This is a genomic window from Bacteroides uniformis, assembly GCF_025147485.1.
GTDB classification, from domain to species: domain Bacteria; phylum Bacteroidota; class Bacteroidia; order Bacteroidales; family Bacteroidaceae; genus Bacteroides; species Bacteroides uniformis.
Genome location: NZ_CP102263.1, coordinates 3,105,770 through 3,123,148, shown reverse-complemented (window position 1 = coordinate 3,123,148; position 17,379 = coordinate 3,105,770). Strand labels below are relative to the sequence as shown.

Sequence of the window (17,379 nt, the reverse complement as noted above, 5' to 3'; positions counted from 1 at the left end):
TATTGATGTCTTGCTTCGTGAAGCAGACAAAAGTAATGTCTTTTTTGATAATTTTAGTGACATCTTTAGATTTATTATCTATTACAGTGAAAACTATTCGGGATAAAATAGTTTCCTTTGCACCCACATTTCGTACGACATGAAAAGATATATACTAAGCATTATCGCACTGGTGCTGTTCGCCACCACCTTTTATGCCCAGGAACAGACTGCGGCCGCCACAAACGACAGCGTTCCTGCACTGACCAAAAAAGAACTACGCAAGCAAAAGGTAGCGCGTCGGAATCTGCATTACAATATTCTGGGCGGACCCAGCTACACCCCCGACTTCGGTGCCGTGCTGGGAGGAAGCGCCCTAATGACCTTCCGTATGAACCCCAGCGACACCACGCAGCTGCGCTCCGTAGTGCCCATGGCCATCGCCTTCATGTTCAACGGTGGCATCAATCTCTTCTCCAAACCGCAACTCTTCTTTAAGGGCGACCGTTTCCGTATCTTCGGAAAGTTCAGCTATAAAAATACGGAAGAAAACTTTTACGGCATCGGCTATAATACCAATAAAGATTATGTACGAAGCGACAGTACCAGCAAATACCGGTACAGCGGCGTGCAAATCAACCCCTGGTTCCTTTTCCGACTGGGCAACAGCAATATCTTTGCCGGACCTCAAATCGACATCAATTACGACCACTTGACGGAGCCCGGCAAGTTCTTGGTGGACGAACCCTCGTACAAAGAGGCAGGCGGTACGGCTAATGGCTATAACAACTTCAACTCCGGCCTCGGTTTCCTGCTGACATACGACAGCCGTGACGTCCCTGCCAACGCCTACCGTGGTATGTATCTGGATTTCCGCGGCATGATGTACGCCAAGTTCATCGGCAGCGACCAGACCTTCTACCGCCTAGAGATAGACTACCGCCAATACAAGTCACTGGGCAAGCGCAGGGTGCTCGCGTGGACGGCACAGACCAAGAACGTGTTCGGTGACGTCCCTCTGACGCAATATGCCCTCACCGGAACGCCTTTCGACCTGCGCGGCTACTACATGGGGCAATATCGCGACAAGTCCTCGCATGTGGTCATGGCAGAGTACAGACAGATGCTCAATACCGACCGCAGCACTTGGGTGAAGCGGATGCTCAACCACATAGGTTTTGTAGCCTGGACCGGCTGCGGCTTCATGGGCCCCACTCCCGGCAAGATAGAGGGTGTACTGCCCAACTATGGTGTAGGTCTACGCATTGAGGTACAGCCACGCATGAACGTCCGCCTGGATTTAGGCAAAAACACGGTAAACAACCAGATGTTGTTTTACTTCAATATGACAGAAGCGTTTTGAGTAACGCCCTGCCTACCTGCCCATCCCTTTCCTATGGAGAATGATGATTGAAAGCCTTTAATCGCCTCTCACTCACAAGGTTATTCAAGCTCACCTCTATAGGAAGCCCACTTCCTTATAACATCGGAACACCTTGAGAAACAAACATTTTATTTTTCTTTTCTTTTTCTTGCATCGGTAAAAGATTATCCATACTTTTGGCAATCACATTTCTTTTTATCAAAAAAGAAAGCAAACGAGCGGATACATGAAAGCCCTTGAAGTACTCTTCTGGATAAGTTTATTCATAGTGTTCTATACTTATATAGGATATGGTATACTATTATATATCCTGGTCAAGATAAAAGAATGTTTCCGTAAGCCTGCGCCCCGTCCGATGCCTGCCGACGATGCTTTACCCCCATTGACGCTATTTATCGCCGCCTACAACGAAGAAGATGTAGTGGATGAAAAAATGCACAACTGCCTGGAGCTGGATTATCCCGCCGACAAGCTACGCATCCTCTGGGTGACCGACGGCAGCAACGACCATACCAACGAACGCCTCTCCCACTGGCCGCAAGCCATCGTCCTCCACCAACCCCAACGCCAAGGCAAGACAGCCGCCCTGAACCGCGGTATACATTTCGTAGAAACGCCCCTTGTCGTGTTCACCGATGCCAATACTCACCTCAACCGCGAAGCCCTGCGGGAGATAGTGCACGCCTTCACCGACCCTAAAGTGGGATGCGTGGCAGGCGAAAAACGTATCGCCGTGCAAAGCAAGGACAATGCTGCCTCGGGGGGAGAAGGGCTATACTGGAAATACGAATCCACCCTCAAAGCGCTCGACGCACGCCTCTATTCGGCAGTAGGCGCAGCGGGTGAACTGTTTGCCGTGCGCCGCGAGCTGTTCGAGGAAATGCAGACAGATACGCTGCTCGACGACTTCATACTCTCCCTGCGCATCGTCATGCAGGGACACACCATTGCCTATTGTGCCAATGCCTATGCCGTAGAAAGCGGCTCGGCAGACATGCGCGAGGAAGAAAAGCGCAAGGTGCGCATCGCTGCCGGGGGCTTGCAGTCCATCTGGCGGCTGCGTCCGCTGCTCAACCCATTCCGTTACGGCACATTCTGTTTCCAATATATTTCCCACCGGGTGCTGCGCTGGTCGCTCACTCCTATCCTATTGTTCCTATTGCTTCCCCTCAACACAATTCTCATCTTTACGACAAGCACGCCATTACTGTATGCCATCATCTGGCTGTTACAAGCTCTTTTCTACCTCATGGGAAGTTGGGGGTACTACCTTTCAATGAAGCATATAAAAAACAAGATACTTTTCATCCCCTACTATTTCCTCTTCATGAACGTCAACGTCATACGAGGATTCAACTACCTGCACAAGCGCACAGGCAATGCAAGCGGCGCATGGGAGAAGGCCAGAAGGGCATGAAACTAATACTGTAAGAATGAAAAACATTTTGAAACAAGCTGAAAACGCTGAGAGACTGTTGAAGCTGACGTCCGACACCATGATTCTTCTGGACAAAGACGGTATTTGTGTGGATATTGCAGTTTACAACATCAATCTCTGGTTCTTGAAGGAAGACCAGTTGCTGGGCAAGAATCTGTTCCAACTAATGCCCTTATCCACTTATAACCAAATCTATCCGGACTTTAAAAAAGTACTGACGCACAAAATACGCTCTATCCATAACTACGAAATGGCCCTAAACGGTACCAATTATTTTTTCAAGTGCATCATGTCCCCTTTTGACGGAATGGTACTCTGCCAATACCGCGACATCACGGAACGCAGCCAGCGCAAGCTGGAACTCGAAAGAAAAAACCAAGAGCTGAATGAAATCCAAAAAGCTGCGCTTATCGGAAACTGGCAATACGATTCAGACACCAAGAACTTCAAATATGCCGGACACACCAATATCCTATGCACAGAGGAGACACAAGAAATCAATCTGAACGACTATCTGAAACTGATACTTCCCGAAGACCGGAAATCTTTCACCAACTGGCTGAAAGAAAACCTGAAAGGGAAAATGGAAAACAGTGTGGACTATCGCATCCTGCTCCAGGAAAAGATTTTCTATATACGTCTCAAGGCCTTTGCACGCGAATATCATAAAGACAAAAATACCATTCTGGAAGGATATATACAGAATATCACCGACATTCAGCAACGGCGCAACGACATCAACCTGCTGACGCATGCCATCGACAACTCCACCGAAGATATTTACTCGGCACACGAAGACGGTACACTGATATTCGGCAACCGCTGCTTCAAGGAGCGGCATGGCATCGGCAATACCCAAGACATCACGAAACTGAAAATATACGACTTGCCTTCGTATGGAAGAGACAAAAAATCGTGGAAAGAATTTGCAGAATGTGTCAAACGCGGAGAAACCTCCCAAGGCTATATTGTTCACAATCCGTTGCCACTGCGTCCGGAAGTACTCGCCATAGAAGGAAACGCCTATTGGGTGACGAGTGACAAAGGCGAAGGGACGGTCTGGACTTTCGGAAGGGATGTATCCACACGCATCCGGCATGAGCAACAAATCAAACAGTTCTACCTGATTTTGGACAAAATCATCGAAAACCTCCCGGCAGGCATTGTTGTGAAGGACATCAACAACAACTTCAAGTACCTCTACCGCAACCGCGAATCGTATAACCGCGAAATCCCCATACAAGAGGCATTGGGAAAGGACGACTTCGATTTTTATCCTCTGGAGACTGCTCAGGAAAAGAGGGCGCAAGACATCGAAATAGCCAGAACCGGCAAAGAGATGCACTGGATTGCGGAAGAACGCGACGGAAACGGAAATCCCATCTATCTGGACAAACGGAAGATGAAGATTGAAAGCAACGACTTCTCCCCCATCCTGCTGAACATCGAATGGGACATCACGGAAATGGAACAGATGAAACGGGAACTGCTCGTAGCCAAGGAGAAAGCCGAGACCTCCGACCGGCTCAAATCTGCCTTTCTCGCCAACATGAGCCACGAGATACGCACACCGCTCAATGCCATTGTAGGCTTCTCACGAATTATTGCCGAAAGTACCGACGAGGAAGAACGGCTAGGCTATTACGAAATAGTGGAATCGAACAACGAACGCCTGCTCCAGCTCATTAACGAAATCCTCGACTTATCAAAAATAGAATCGGGCATCGTGGAGTTCACCATCACGCCCGTACGCCTCCATCCACTCTGCAAGGAGATACACGACGCACATATTTTCCGCTGTCCCGAAGGAGTGGAACTGATATACGAACCCTCTGACGAGAATATCGTGATTGACGGAGACAAGAACCGGATTTTCCAGGTCATTTCCAATCTGATAGGCAATGCCTTCAAGTTCACCACCAGCGGGCACATCAGTTACGGGTATCGCCGGGAAGGCAAGTATGTAGCATTCCACGTCACCGATACGGGTATGGGCATTGCACCGGACAAGGTGGACCGGGTATTCGAACGTTTCGTCAAGGTGAACAACTTTGCCCAGGGCACCGGATTGGGACTTTCTATCTGCAAAACCATCATCGAACGTCTGGGTGGCAACATATCCGTCACTTCAGAGGTGGGTAAAGGCACCACATTTACTTTTGTTCTCCCGCTGGAATCCACCAGCAAAACAGAGGCGGAAAAGAAAGAAGAGGACAACCAGGAAACGACAGCAGAGACACACTCCACAGAGCAGAGGGGCAAAAATGCAGCCCCCGGAGATTCCCCGAAGAATGAAGAGGTCGGAGCACTCCCTACCCCTCCTTTCAAGACCATCCTGATTGCCGAAGATACAGAAAGCAACTTCATCCTAATTAACGCCATTTTAGGCCGACTCTATCGGCTGAAACATGCCAAAGACGGCATGGAAGCCGTAACGATGTTCGAGGAAGTCCACCCCGACCTCATCTTGATGGACATGAAAATGCCCAACCTTGGCGGAATCGACGCCACTCGCATCATCCGTGAACTGGTACCGGACGTCCCCATCATCGCCCTTACAGCCTATGCCTACGAGCACGACAAGCAAGCTGCCCTGGAAGCAGGTTGCAACGACTTCCTTACCAAACCCTTCACTCAAGAAGTGCTGAAGGAAACCATCAAGAAATGGCTGGATGATAAAGGATGACTGAAAAACAGTCATCCTCCACTTTATGCAAAAATATCACTTCGCTGGATATAAGCAATCACATCCCCTTTATTGACCACATCCCCTTGCTTGGCACAGACTTCCACCACACGTCCGGTAAATCCGGTCCATATCTTCTCGTATTCGCCCCACGGCGTAGAGATGTAGCAGAACACCTCATCATGCTGGTACTTGCGTCCGATGAAAGGAGCAGAAGAAGGACCTTCGACGGAAACCTCCCAAAGCACTTGCCCCTTGGAAGGCGCGATTATCGGGTCTGCCTTGGCACGCTTCAGCTTCTTGATTTCTTCTTCCGAGTATCCGTTTTTGGCCATTGCCGCATCCTTGGCACGCTGCAGGTCATCCTCAAAACGTTTCTTGGCAACGCCGGATTTATAGTCGCGATACTGTCGGTCGTGCATGGCAAGCTCGAAGAGTTCCTCGTCATCATCGCCATATTCCCAACCGTTTTCGTCCATCTCTTTCCGGTATGTATCCAGAGCATCCGGGTAGTTCAGCTGCGGGTCCGTATCCACGAACTCAAAGCCTTTGGACTTGGCCAGTTCCACTATCTCGGGCGCTAAAGTACCGGGGAGGCGTCCGCTCTTGCCCAAAATCATGTCCCACGTATGGTTGTCTATCATCGTCCAACGCTCCTCTCCCTTTACCTGCTGCATGAGGTTCATCAAAGCCACATTCTTCACATACTGGCTGAAAGGAGTCACCAAAGGAGGATAACCCAGCTTGGGCCATACATATTCCACTTCGTCGAACAGCATGACGAGCAGGTCGTCCAGACTGAGTTCCGGCTCGTTCTTACCGCGCAGTATCATGTTGATGCCGGAATGCACTCCCTTCAAGTCGGCCATCATGGAGCCCATCATGCCACCCGGCAAACCGCACTTCAGCAAGAGTGAGGACATATGTTTATTGGTGGGGTCCATGAAATAACCCAAGAACTCGTCAATGAACTCCTGCGTCATGGCACGGGCTTTCATGTAGGCTTTCATGTTTATGTCGGGCACTTGGAAACCCAGGTCTTTCAGCATGGCCTGCACGGAGATGATGTCCGGATGAACCTTGCCCCACGACATGGGTTCCATCGCCACATCGATGATGTCGGCACCGTTCTCACAGACTTCGAGAATGGAAGCCATGGAAAGTCCGGGACCGCTATGCCCGTGGTATTGTATCAGCACATCGGGGTGCTTCTCCTTAATGGTTCTGACAAGCTGTCCCAGCATACCCGGACGTCCGATGCCCGCCATATCCTTCAAGCAGATTTCAGGTGCCCCGGCTTCAATCAACCGGTCGGCAATACTGGCATAGTATTCCACCGTATGGACGGGAGAATACGTGATGCAGAGCGTAGCCTGCGGTATCATGCCCGCTTCCAGAGCATATTTGATAGAAGGAATTATATTCCGCGTCTCGTTCAATCCGCAGAAGATACGGGTAATGTCCACACCCTGGGCATGCTTCACCTTGTACATCAGCCGGCGCACATCTGCCGGAACGGGATACATGCGCAGTGCATTTAGCCCGCGGTCGAGCATATGCGTCTGTATGCCTGCTTCCCTAAAAGGTGCGGTAAAGGCGCGTACAGCCTTGTTGGGATTTTCACCATACAGAAGGTTTACCTGCTCAAAAGCTCCTCCGTTTGTTTCAACGCGTGCAAAACAACCCATTTCAACTATCAACGGAGCAATACGTACCAACTGGTCTACCCGGGGTTGATACTTACCGGACGACTGCCACATGTCCCGGTAAACAAGACTGAATTTAATTTCCTTTTTCATCATAGTCAGTAATAAGAGATTTTTTCCTTCGGTTAACTTAACATATACAAATATAAAGGATTATTCTGACATATAGTCAAGAATAACCCTTAAAAATTCATCACTGACAATATGTTATATATCATATTGCTACTATCAAATTATTATCAGATGAAATCTTTCAGTTCATCCTGCAACTTCTGGCGTGTAAAGAAGATGCGGCTTTTCACCGTTCCGAGCGGAAGGCCGAGGCGTTCGGCAATCTCGCGGTACTTGAAACCGGACACATGCATGGAGAAAGGGACTTTATAGTCGCGTGGAAGGGCATTGACGATGCGATGCATTTCTTTCAGGTCGTAGGCACCCTCGGTACTGGCAAAACCAGAGTCCTGGGGCATGCTGAGGTGATACTGATTGTCCGTCTGGTCCACAAAAGTCTGTTCGCGAACTATTTTCCGGTAATTATTGATAAAGATGTTGCGCATAATGGTATACATCCAACCTCTGAAATTGGTGTCGGGTTCAAATTTGTCTTCGTTATCCAAAGCCTTGAGAGATGTCTCTTGCAACAAATCATTCGCTTCTTCCCGGTCGGCTGTCAACTTGTATGCAAAGCGAAGCAGTTCTTCTTGCACTGCAAGTAAATCTTTTCTAAAACTGTAAGTATTCATACTTTGCTCAATTTTTAAATAGTTAATAATGGTTTAGGTTTTACGATTGCAAGTATAAGGAAGATTTGAAGCCCCGGGGGGACGGAATACGGTTTTTATTAGGGGGGAAAACTATCATTTGACAGTTTACACCCCCCTCTCTGATAGTTTACGGGTGATATTATATACTGAAAACCATCATTTTTCCGAAGATTTCGTAAATGTTACGTGATTTTTTTATAGCTTTGCCTACATATAGGAAAACACTTTTATTACATAAAAACACTTTATTTTATGAAATCATTTCAATTTAAGTCACTTCTTCTGCTGGCTGCCCTCATCATTTCCCTGCCCTCCTTTGGACAAGGACTGAAGGCGTTCAAGCTGAAGAACGGTCTTTCCGTATATATATGGGAAGATGAATCCAAATCGGACGTGTTCGGACTGGTAGGCGTACGTGCCGGTTCCATCAACGACCCCGAAGAGTACACGGGACTTGCACACTACCTGGAGCACGTCATGTTTAAAGGAACAGACAAGATAGGCGCGCTGAACTGGACGGAAGAAGAACCGATCTACAAGGAAATCATCGCCAAGTACGACCAGATGGCCGAAGAAGCCGACCCGGCAAAAAAAGAAGCCATCAGCAAGGAAATCAATGAGCTGACCGTCAAAGCTGGAAAATTGGGACTTCCCAACGAATACTCCAACCTGATGGAAAGCATGGGTGCCAAAGGGGTGAATGCAGGCACCTACTATGACTGGACCTTCTATCACAGCTCCTTCCCTGCCTATCAGATAAACAAATGGCTGGAAATCTCCTCACAACGTTTCCTGCATCCCGTATTCCGTTCCTTCCAGTCGGAGCTGGAAAACGTGTACGAAGAATATAACCGTTCACAAGATGACCAGGGACGTGCACAGAACCAGTTCGTGATGGAGAAAGCTTTTGAGGGACATCCTTACTCCCGTTCCATCATCGGCCTGCCCGAACATCTGAAGAATCCCCGCTTGAGCAAGCTGATTGAATTTTACGAACAATGGTATGTCCCCGAAAACATGGTACTGGTACTCGTAGGAAACATCAAAGCCCAACAAATCAGCGGACGCATCAATGCCGCCTTTGGACGTCTGGCTGCTAAGCCCGCACCCGAACGCAAGGTCTACCAGAACCTCGAAATAAAGGGCCGCAAACAGTATTCGGCTAAAGTAGGATTCTACCCGCAAGTGGCAATGGTATTCAATGGAGTACCTGCCGGACATCCCGACGAAGACGCTCTGGACATCGCTCTGGCACTGCTGAACAACAACAGTCAGACCGGAACTATGGACAAGCTGGTACTGGACGGTGAACTGACCAGCGCCGGAGCCTACACCCGTACTTTCCGCGAACAAGGACGCGCCATCGTAGCGGCCATTCCCCTCTACGACGAAAACCAGCGCCGTTTCGAGTCTACCAAGAGCGCCGAAAAGAAAGCCTTGAAAGCCATCCAGCAAATCGCCAACGGAGAATTCGAGGACTGGAAAATTGATGCCATCAAAGCCGAGAAATGCCGCCAGTTCGACCTGGAAATGGAGTCGAACGAGGACAAGGCCATGATACTGATGAACGCCTTCTACAACGAGCAGGACTTGGGCGACATACTCAATTACAAGGACAAGATTATGGCCATCACCACTGACGACATCAAGCGAGTAGCCAAGAAATATCTGTCAGACAATTACCTGGCCCTATATATCGAAAAAGGAAAGCCTGACAAGAACGCCAAGATTGAGAAGCCGGGTTACAAACCCGTAGAACCTCCGATAGGAAAAGAATCGCTCTATGCAACACAATTCAAAAACCTGCCCATCGGACAGATGGAGGAGAAATTCGCAGACTACGGCGAAGTGCAAATCAAGCAACTGAACGACCGTTCAAAGATGTACTACACACCCAACAAGGAGAATAACGTATTCCAGTTGGTTGTACAATACGGAGCCGGTGAACGCGAATTCCCAAAACTTGGCTATGCCGCCCAGTTGATGAACAACGCAGGCATCATGGGGGCCTACGAACCGCAAGAGTTGAAAGAAGAACTCAGCAAGCTGAACGCAACCTGCCACGTGACAGCCGATGATGACAACCTCTACATCATCATGGAGGGCTACGAAGCCACCCTGCCGCAAGCCTGCCAGCTACTTTCACGCCAGATTTTGATGCCAAAACTGGACGAAAAGCAACTGGCACGTCTGAAAGGTTCGGCAATGGGTATGCGCCAGCAGCGCAAAGACAACGTCAGCATCCTGAACGAAGCACTGCGACAGTACATGCTCTACGGAGAGAAATCAGACTACATCAAGGAGCTGACCGACAAGGAGATTTACGAATTACAGATTTCAGAACTGACGGGCGACATCAACCGTGCCTCCAACTACGAGGCAAAGGTGTTCTTTACCGGAACACTCCCCTTCGACCAAGTATACGACATTCTGAGCAAGAACCTCCCGTTGGTGGCCAACGAACGCCCGTCCAACTCCCCGCAGGCAAAGGACATGATGCCGGTGACCGAAAACACCGTCTACTTCCTGCCTAACAACGATGCAGAACAAGCCCAAATCCACCTCTACATCCCGATGCAGAAGGCTGACAAAAAGGACGACGTGCTGCGTAGCGCATTCAACCAATACTTCGGCCTTGACTTCACCGGCATCGTTCTGAACGAAATCCGCGAAAAACGCTCCATGGCCTACACAGCCTACGCATTCGTCGGCACGCAAGGCATAGCCGGAAAAGCAAGCTATCTGCGCGGCTATATCGGTACCCAGAACGACAAGGCAAACGATGCACTGGACGTGCTGATGGGTCTCGTCAACGACATGCCGAAGAATCCGGAACGTATCGACAACATCAAGAGCTACCTCCGCCAAGCCATGCTGACCAGTCACCCCAGCTTCCGCAACAAAGCCATGGAACTGGTAGACTTGGGCTACAGAGGCTACACGGACGACCCAGCAAAGGAAAACCTGCCGAAAGTAGATGCACTGACCTTTGACGACATCGTGAAATTCTACGAAGAGAACATCAAAGACAAACCTTACTGCATTTCCATCATGGGCAACCCTAAGAACATTGACCTGAAGCGGCTGGAAAAATTCGGCAAGGTAGTGAAACTGAACGAACGCAAACTTTTCAACACGAAGGATGCATTGTTCTAACCTTGTTTTATCCCCTTAGCAATCCCATCCTCTTTCCCCCTTATCAGGGGAACGAGGAATATGAAAGATTCCCCGACATTTCGGTTCCAAATGCCGGGGAATCTTATATTTAACACCTGAAGTTCTTTTGCACATTGCCCGGAATTTCACCGGAAAATCCCTGAGATTCTCAGACAGCAGATAACGGACTACCCTTCCTGCTCCTCTTCATTGCCCGAAAGGATAGGCAGGCAAATCCTATACTTCACCGCCAGTATGCGGGTAACGAACACCGTCACACCGCCCACAATCTGACACACGAAAGACTCCATCCTCAGAAGATGGCACATCCAGTAGAAGGTTCCTCCCACCACACAAGCCATCGCATAAATCTCCTTCCGGAATATCAGCGGAATTTCGTTAATGAATACGTCACGTATCACACCTCCCGCAGCCCCGGTGATGCTGCCCATAATGATGGCCACCCAGAAGGGATAGCCCAGCGCGATGCTCTTGCCCACGCCGACCACCGTGAACAGTGCCAGGCCGATACTGTCGAATATGAAGAACGTATTGTGCAGATGGATGAGATGTTTACCGAAGAGGATGACCCACAACAAGGCCAGTCCGGTACAAATCAAGTAAATGGGATCCGTCATCCAGCCCGGGGTGACGTCCAGCAACAGGTCGCGTATCGTACCGCCGCCAATGGCCGTCACAAAACCCACCACATACGCTCCAAACCAGTCGAACCGCTTGGCCGAGGCCAGGCGTATGCCACTGATGGCAAAGGCAAATGTGCCAATGAAATCGAGTATCTGAACAAATGTTGGCATTATCACTTTGAGAATTAAAAATTATAAATTATAAATTAAACATTGAATAAGTGTGTATTTTCAACAGACACTCTGAAAATAATAGGCAAAGTAACAAATAATTTCCCTAAGAAAACGTATTTTTGTCGTATCATTTTTCACCAACTACGACAATGAGAATAACAATCGTATCGGGCGCACGCCCCAACTTCATGAAAATAGCCCCCATCTGCCGCGCCATCGACGCCGCCAGAGAGGCAGGAAAGAACATCTCCTACCGCATCGTCTACACCGGTCCGCAGGATGACACCAGCCTGGATGCCTCGCTCTTCTCCGACCTTTCCATGAGGAAACCGGATGCCTACCTCGGTGTCACCGGACACAACCACTCGCAGGTGGCAGCCTCCATCATGCTCGCCTTCGAGCGGGAGTTGGACGGGCATCCGGCACAAGTCGTACTGGTGGTAGATGACATGACCGCCACTATGAGCTGCTCCATCGTCGCCAAGAAGCGCGGACTGAAGGTGGCGCACGTCATAGCCGGCACACGCTCTTTCGACATGAACATGCCCCGCGAGGTGAACCGCACCATCGTGGACGCCATTTCCGACTATCTCTTCACCGCCGGCATGGTGGCCAACCGCAACCTCAACCAGGAGGGCATGATACCCGAATATATCCACTACGTGGGCAACATACTGATTGACACCATCCGTTTCAACCGCCACCGCCTGGTGCAGCCCATGTGGTTCTCCAGCCTCGGCCTGCGGAAAGGGAACTACCTGCTGCTCACCCTCAACCGCCGCGACCTGCTGGAGAAGAAAGCCGTACTGCACTCCCTGCTCCAGACCGTCATCGAGAAGGCCGGCGGCATGCCTATCGTCGCCCCGCTACACCCCTACGTGCAAAAGGCGGTGAAGTCGCTGGAAGTGAATGCTCCCAACCTGCACATCCTGCCTCCGCAGAGTTACCTGCACTTCGGATTCCTCATCAACCAGGCACGGGGCATCGTCACCGACTCGGGAAACATCGCCGAAGAAGCTACCTTCCTCGACGTCCCCTGCATCACCCTCAATACCTATGCCGAGCATCCCGAAACCTGGCGCATCGGTACCAACGAGCTGGTAGGCGAAAATTCCTTCGCCCTCTCCGCCTCGCTCGACAAGCTGCTGCACGGAGAATGGAAGCACACCACCCTGCCCGACCGCTGGGACGGACGAACGGCGGAACGCATCGTACAGACACTACTGAACGGCAACAATTCATAATCCTCCATAAATTCTATCCCAAGCTTGCAAACGTCTATCCCAAACCTACGGACGCTTATCCCAAGCTTGGGCTTTTCTATCCCAAGGCTTGGGATAGAACTTTCTCCATACGTTGTGCAACTTTATCCTTTATATCCGGCAACTTTTCTATAAGGATTCTGTACGTTTTTTATCTGTATCCGACAAACAAGACATACGACTTTCACGTTCATTTAACCATATCTCCCGTTTCTTTAGTCTATATTTGCTTCTTGATTAACCTTAATTTGTTAACTTTGCGCCCGAATTATCTGTAACTTATGAAGCAAAGATATACAATTTACGCCCTTTTCCTGCTGTCACTGTTCGTCTCCATCAGCGCATCCGCCCAGATAAAGGGTGTCATCACAGACTCCCTCACGAACGAACCGCTGATGTACATCACCGTACAGTATGAAGGGAAAGGTGTAGGCGGCATCTCCAACGCAAACGGTGAATACCAGGTGGAAACCCGCAAAGGCTGGGATGAGCTGACGTTCTCCGCCGTAGGCTATATCACCAAGAAAGTAAAACTGAAACCCGGCACCCGGGTGCTGAACGTCAAACTGCAATCGGATGACATCATGCTCTCCGAGGTCGTGGTGAAGCCCAAAAAGGAGAAATATTCCCGCAAGAACAACCCCGCCGTGGAGTTCATGAAGAAGGTCATCGAGAACAAGAAGGCGCTGAAACTGGAAGAGAACGACTACTACCAGTACCAGAAGTACGAAAAGATGAAGATGTCGCTCAACGACGTCACCCCTGACAAAATGGAGAAAGGCATCTACAAGAAATTCTCCTTCTTCAAAGACCAGGTGGAGGTATCACCCAAGACCAACAAAATGATTCTGCCCATCTCCATCAAGGAGACGGCCAGCAAGACCATTTTCCGTAAAAGCCCCAAAAGCGAAAAGACCATCATCGAAGGTATGAACTCCGCCGGTATCGAAGAGTTCTTCAACACCGGAGACATGCTGGGGACCATCCTTACGGACGTATTTTCCGACATCAACATCTACGACGACGACATCCGCCTGCTGCAACGCCGCTTCGTCAGCCCCATCGGCCGCGGAGCCATCAGCTTCTACAAATACTACTTGATGGACACGCTCATGGTGGATAGGCAGGAGTGCGTGCACCTCACCTTCGTTCCCCAGAACCCACAGGACTTCGGTTTCACGGGGCACCTCTACGTGGTGAAGGACTCCACCTATGCCGTGAAGAAATGTACCATGAACCTGCCCAAGAAGACGGGTGTCAACTTCGTGGAAAACCTCGACATCGTGCAGCAGTTCGAACAACTGCCCGACGGAAACTGGGTGCTGACCGATGACGACATGACCGTGGAACTGCACTTTGTGAAAGGCATCCAAGGCCTGGAAGTACAGCGGACCACCAAGTACAGCGACTATCAGTTCACAGAGATAGAACCCCGCCTCTTCCGCCTGAAAGGAAATGTCATCAAGGAGGCGAACATGCTTGCCAAGAGCGACGAGTATTGGGCGAAAGTGCGCCAAGTGCCTCTCACCAAGAAGGAGAGCACGATGGACGTATTCATGAACCGTATCGAACAGATTCCCGGCTTCAAGTACGTCATCTTCGGAGCGAAAGCCTTGATTGAGAACTTCGTGGAAACGGGCAGCAAGAAACATCCCAGTAAGTTCGACTTCGGTCCTATCAATACAATGATAACCAGCAACTACGTCAACGGCACCCGTTTCCGTCTGAGCGGTATGACAACCGGTAACCTCGACCCGCATTGGAGCCTGAGCGGTTACGGCGCCTACGGAACCAAGGACAAGAAATGGTTCTACTCCGGGCAGGTGGCCTACTCCTTCAACAAACGCGAATACGTATTGTGGGAGTTCCCGAAGCACTACATCGCCTTCAAGTACACCTACGACGTGATGTCTCCCATGGACAAGTACCTCGCCACGGACAAGGACAACTTATTTGTCGGCTGGAAATGGACCACGGTAGACCAGATGTCCTACATGCGCGATGCCACGCTGACCTACGAGCTGGAAACCAATACCGGCTTCTCCGTACAGGCCATGGCACGCCACCGCAACGACCAGCCTGCGGGGCAACTGCAATACTGGAAGAACAACGGAGAAACACCCGGACAGTGGGATGAAAAGAATACGCTGGTGCACGACATCACCACTACCGAGCTGGGTGTGACCCTGCGTTACGCTCCCGGCGAAACCTTCGTCAACACCAAACAGCGCCGCGTGCCCGTATCGTTGGATGCGCCCACCTTCACCCTCTCCCACACCGCCGGATTCAAGGGCGTGCTGGGTGGAGAGTACAACTTCAACCTGACGGAAGCCAGCATCCGGAAGCGCTTCTGGCTCGGCTCGTGGGGCAAGCTGGACGTAACGGCACGTGCCGGTGCGCAATGGAACACCGTTCCCTTCCCCCTGCTGAACCTACCGATGGCAAACCTCTCGTACATCACGCAGAACAACGAGTCCTTCAACCTCATCAACAACATGGAGTTCCTGAACGACCGTTACGCCTCCCTCAACCTAAGCTACGACATGAACGGAAAACTCTTCAACCGCATCCCGCTCATCAAGAAGCTGAAGTGGCGTGAGATGTTCCGCATCCGTGGTCTGTGGGGCACGCTGACGGACAAGAACAACCCATACAAGAGCAACAATCCCGACTTGTTCCTCTTCCCCATGCGCGACGGTGTACCCACCAGCCACGTCATGGGCAAGACTCCCTATGTGGAAGCCAGTGTAGGTATCTACAATATCTTCAAGCTGCTCCACATAGAATATGTACGCCGACTGACCTATACGGATATACCGGGAGTGAAGAAGGGCGGTATACGCTTCATGATATTAATGATTTTTTAAGAGTTACATACTATGCAACCATTAGCAGAACGGCTTAGACCAAGAACATTAGATGAATATATCGGTCAGAAACATTTAGTGGGACCGGGTGCAGTGCTGCGTAAGATGATTGATGCAGGACGTATCTCTTCGTTTATCTTATGGGGCCCTCCGGGAGTGGGAAAGACAACCCTGGCACAGATTATCGCCAACAAGCTGGAAACCCCTTTCTATACACTTAGTGCCGTGACCAGCGGTGTGAAGGATGTACGCGACGTGATAGAGCGTGCCAAGAGCAACCGCTTCTTCTCGCAAGCCAGTCCCATCCTCTTCATCGACGAGATACACCGTTTCAGCAAGTCGCAGCAAGACTCGCTGTTGGGAGCCGTGGAGCAAGGCACCGTGACGCTGATAGGCGCCACCACGGAGAACCCTTCGTTCGAGGTCATCCGCCCGCTACTATCCCGCTGCCAGCTCTATACCCTGAAGTCACTGGAGAAGGACGACCTGCTGGAACTGCTGCAACGCGCCATCACCACGGACACCGTGCTGAAGGAACGGAAAATAGAACTGAAAGAAACCACTGCCATGCTCCGCTTCAGCGGAGGAGACGCCCGCAAGCTGCTCAACATCCTCGAACTGGTGATAGATTCCGAAGCCACCGACCCTGTCCTCATCACGGATGACATGGTGACCGAACGCCTTCAACAGAACCCTCTTGCCTACGACAAGGACGGCGAGATGCACTACGACATCATCTCCGCTTTCATCAAATCCATTCGCGGCAGCGACCCGGATGGCGCCATCTACTGGCTGGCACGCATGGTAGAAGGCGGTGAGGACCCTGCCTTCATAGCTCGCCGCCTCGTCATCTCCGCTTCCGAAGACATCGGACTGGCCAACCCCAACGCGCTGCTACTTGCCAACGCCTGCTTCGACACGTTGATGAAAGTGGGATGGCCCGAAGGACGTATCCCCCTGGCAGAAGCCACCATATACCTTGCCACCAGCCCCAAGAGTAATTCAGCCTATATGGCCATCAACAATGCCCTGGAACTGGTACGCGAAACGGGCAACCTCCCCGTCCCCCTGCACCTGCGCAATGCGCCCACCAAGCTGATGAAGCAGTTGGGCTACGGCGAGAAGTACAAGTACGCCCACGACTACCCCGGCAACTTCGTCAAGCAGCAATTCCTGCCCGACGAATTGAAAGACCGCCGTATCTGGGAGCCACAACTCAACCCTGCCGAGCAAAAGCATAAGGAACGGATGCAGCAACTCTGGGGAGAGGAAAAGAAATGGTAAACTATCAATTCAAATTAAAAATTGAAAATTAGAGA

Annotated in this window: 10 protein-coding genes; 7 read left to right on the top strand and 3 right to left on the bottom strand. The window is 50.5% G+C overall.

Translation table 11 applies throughout. The annotated features are described in order from the left end of the window. Window positions 1-139: 139 nt before the first annotated feature. The 3 genes from NQ510_RS12340 to NQ510_RS12330 all read left to right on the top strand — a co-directional run bounded on the left by NQ510_RS12340 (window position 140) and on the right by NQ510_RS12330 (window position 5,487). The gene (locus NQ510_RS12340) at window positions 140-1,342 is read left to right on the top strand and encodes a BamA/TamA family outer membrane protein (RefSeq protein WP_005828308.1); all 1,203 of its coding nucleotides are present in this window, start codon (window positions 140-142) and stop codon (window positions 1,340-1,342) included. A gap of 247 nt (window positions 1,343-1,589) precedes the next feature. After that, on the top strand, window positions 1,590-2,780 hold the full coding sequence (locus NQ510_RS12335; protein ID WP_005828306.1) for a glycosyltransferase family 2 protein: 1,191 nt from the start codon (window positions 1,590-1,592) through the stop codon (window positions 2,778-2,780). Window positions 2,781-2,796: 16 nt separating this feature from the next. Next, window positions 2,797-5,487, top strand: a complete 2,691-nt coding sequence (locus tag NQ510_RS12330) for a hybrid sensor histidine kinase/response regulator (protein ID WP_005828305.1) — start codon at window positions 2,797-2,799, stop codon at window positions 5,485-5,487. A 23-nt stretch (window positions 5,488-5,510) separates the two neighbouring features. On the opposite strand, the gene NQ510_RS12325 is transcribed toward NQ510_RS12330, so the two are convergent. Together NQ510_RS12325 and NQ510_RS12320 are read right to left on the bottom strand one after the other, a co-directional pair. Further along, entirely contained in the window at window positions 5,511-7,286 is a 1,776-nt protein-coding gene (locus tag NQ510_RS12325; protein WP_025835515.1) for a biotin/lipoyl-binding protein, read from the bottom strand. A gap of 146 nt (window positions 7,287-7,432) precedes the next feature. Then, a complete protein-coding gene (locus tag NQ510_RS12320) occupies window positions 7,433-7,936 on the bottom strand; it encodes an RNA polymerase sigma factor (RefSeq protein WP_005828302.1) in 504 nt (167 codons plus the stop codon). Window positions 7,937-8,209: 273 nt separating this feature from the next. On the opposite strand from NQ510_RS12320, the gene NQ510_RS12315 reads away from it, so the two are divergent. Then, on the top strand, window positions 8,210-11,113 hold the full coding sequence (locus NQ510_RS12315) for a M16 family metallopeptidase (RefSeq protein ID WP_005828298.1): 2,904 nt from the start codon (window positions 8,210-8,212) through the stop codon (window positions 11,111-11,113). A 188-nt stretch (window positions 11,114-11,301) separates the two neighbouring features. Here NQ510_RS12315 and NQ510_RS12310 read toward each other — a convergent pair whose 3' ends face one another. Beyond that, window positions 11,302-11,928 carry a trimeric intracellular cation channel family protein gene (locus NQ510_RS12310; protein WP_005828294.1) on the bottom strand — a complete coding sequence of 209 codons (627 nt, stop codon included), beginning with the start codon at window positions 11,926-11,928 and terminating at the stop codon, window positions 11,302-11,304. Between the two features lie 152 nt (window positions 11,929-12,080). Between NQ510_RS12310 and NQ510_RS12305 the strand changes: the two genes are divergently transcribed. From NQ510_RS12305 to NQ510_RS12295, 3 genes are all read left to right on the top strand, one after another. Then, complete coding sequence (locus NQ510_RS12305) at window positions 12,081-13,175, top strand: UDP-N-acetyl glucosamine 2-epimerase (protein ID WP_022401058.1); 1,095 nt, start codon at window positions 12,081-12,083, stop codon at window positions 13,173-13,175. Between the two features lie 299 nt (window positions 13,176-13,474). After that, complete coding sequence (locus tag NQ510_RS12300) at window positions 13,475-16,060, top strand: DUF5686 and carboxypeptidase-like regulatory domain-containing protein (protein WP_005828287.1); 2,586 nt, start codon at window positions 13,475-13,477, stop codon at window positions 16,058-16,060. A 12-nt stretch (window positions 16,061-16,072) separates the two neighbouring features. Next, complete coding sequence (locus NQ510_RS12295) at window positions 16,073-17,344, top strand: replication-associated recombination protein A (RefSeq protein WP_005828284.1); 1,272 nt, start codon at window positions 16,073-16,075, stop codon at window positions 17,342-17,344. The last annotated feature ends 35 nt before the right edge of the window (window positions 17,345-17,379 follow it).

Excerpts from the sequence above, each read along its gene's own strand:
- NQ510_RS12330 (WP_005828305.1), top strand. The coding sequence starts at position 2,797 with ATGAAAAACATTTTGAAACAAGCTGAAAACGCTGAGAGACTGTTGAAG.
- NQ510_RS12305 (WP_022401058.1), top strand. The coding sequence starts at position 12,081 with ATGAGAATAACAATCGTATCGGGCGCACGCCCCAACTTCATGAAAATA.
- NQ510_RS12310 (WP_005828294.1), bottom strand. The coding sequence starts at position 11,928 with ATGCCAACATTTGTTCAGATACTCGATTTCATTGGCACATTTGCCTTT.
- NQ510_RS12340 (WP_005828308.1), top strand. The coding sequence starts at position 140 with ATGAAAAGATATATACTAAGCATTATCGCACTGGTGCTGTTCGCCACC.
- NQ510_RS12300 (WP_005828287.1), top strand. The coding sequence starts at position 13,475 with ATGAAGCAAAGATATACAATTTACGCCCTTTTCCTGCTGTCACTGTTC.
- NQ510_RS12315 (WP_005828298.1), top strand. The coding sequence starts at position 8,210 with ATGAAATCATTTCAATTTAAGTCACTTCTTCTGCTGGCTGCCCTCATC.
- NQ510_RS12325 (WP_025835515.1), bottom strand. The coding sequence starts at position 7,286 with ATGAAAAAGGAAATTAAATTCAGTCTTGTTTACCGGGACATGTGGCAG.
- NQ510_RS12295 (WP_005828284.1), top strand. The coding sequence starts at position 16,073 with ATGCAACCATTAGCAGAACGGCTTAGACCAAGAACATTAGATGAATAT.
- NQ510_RS12320 (WP_005828302.1), bottom strand. The coding sequence starts at position 7,936 with ATGAATACTTACAGTTTTAGAAAAGATTTACTTGCAGTGCAAGAAGAA.
- NQ510_RS12335 (WP_005828306.1), top strand. The coding sequence starts at position 1,590 with ATGAAAGCCCTTGAAGTACTCTTCTGGATAAGTTTATTCATAGTGTTC.